This window comes from Rhizobium sp. Root491, assembly GCF_001427205.1.
Classification (GTDB): domain Bacteria; phylum Pseudomonadota; class Alphaproteobacteria; order Rhizobiales; family Rhizobiaceae; genus Agrobacterium; species Agrobacterium tumefaciens.
Map to the genome: position 1 here is coordinate 1 of NZ_LMFF01000013.1, position 1,189 is coordinate 1,189.

The following is a 1,189-nucleotide window of genomic DNA, read 5'->3' on the forward strand; positions in this document are numbered from 1 at the left end:
GAAGGCATCGCCAACCGTCAGCTTCAACGCGAAGGCCTGGATGTTCGCATCGATCATCGCTCGCATATTGAGCGCGGCCTTGAGTTGTCGCCGACCGAACATATGGGCGTGCATGCGTCGCAGATGCGCCAGCAAGGAATGACCGTCGAGCGCGGGCGGCTGGATGACGAGGCAGCACGGCAAAATGCCGAGCTGATCCGCCAAAAACCGGAACAGGTTTTGACGCTGCTCAGCCATGAGAAGAGCGTGTTCGATCGGCACGATATTGCCAAGACCTTGCATCGCTACATCAACGATGACGCCCAAACATTCCAGAACGCCTTTGCGGCTGTTTTGGCATCACCAGCGCTCGTGGAGCTTCAGGCTGAGCGCATCGATGCCGAGACAGGCGAGGTTTCCAATGCGCGCTATTCGACACAGGAGATGATCGATCTGGAACTTGGCATGGCGCGATCGGCGGAGCGGTTGCATCACGCGCATTCCCATGGCGTCGATCCGCGCCATGTCGAGCGTGCGATGGAGAGGCAGGATAACGCTCTCCGGAGAAGCTCCGGCGGACCGTCGGCTGCGCGCGATCCGTCAGCGGGATTGTCGGACGAACAGCGTCATGCGATCAAACATATTACAGGTCCAGAATGCATCGCCGCTGTGGTCGGGTTTGCCGGTGCTGGAAAGTCCACCATGCTGGCCGCCGCTCGCGAGGCGTGGGAGGCTCAAGGCTATCAGGTCCATGGAGCGGCGCTGTCCGGAAAGGCTGCCGAGGGTCTTGAGGAAAGTTCTGGCATAGAGAGCCGCACGCTTNGCGTGGGAGGCTCAAGGCTATCAGGTCCATGGAGCGGCGCTGTCCGGAAAGGCTGCCGAGGGTCTTGAGGAAAGTTCTGGCATAGAGAGCCGCACGCTTGCGTCATGGACTTACAGCTGGGACCATGGCCGGGATCTGATCGGACGCGGTGACGTGTTTGTCATTGACGAGGCCGGCATGGTCGGCAGCAGGCAGCTCGCCCGCTTTATCGGTGAGGCTGAAGAGCGTGGCGCAAAGATCGTTCTCGTCGGCGACCATGAGCAGCTGCAGGCGATCGGAGCCGGTGCACCCTTCAGGGCGATTGCCGAGCACATTGGTCATGTCGAACTTTCCGGGATACGCCGCCAGCGCCATGATTGGCAGAGGCAGGCATCGGTAGCCTTTGCG

The 1,189-nt window shown here is 60.8% G+C and carries 1 protein-coding gene and 1 pseudogene; both read left to right on the forward strand.

Annotated elements, in window-relative coordinates; translation table 11 throughout:
- A partial coding sequence (locus tag ASD46_RS14990; protein WP_323455130.1) for an AAA family ATPase occupies positions 1–801 on the forward strand: 801 nt, incomplete at both ends.
- 1 nt (position 802) lies between these two features.
- Positions 803–1,189, forward strand: a pseudogene (locus ASD46_RS27815) (AAA family ATPase); the annotation flags it as partial.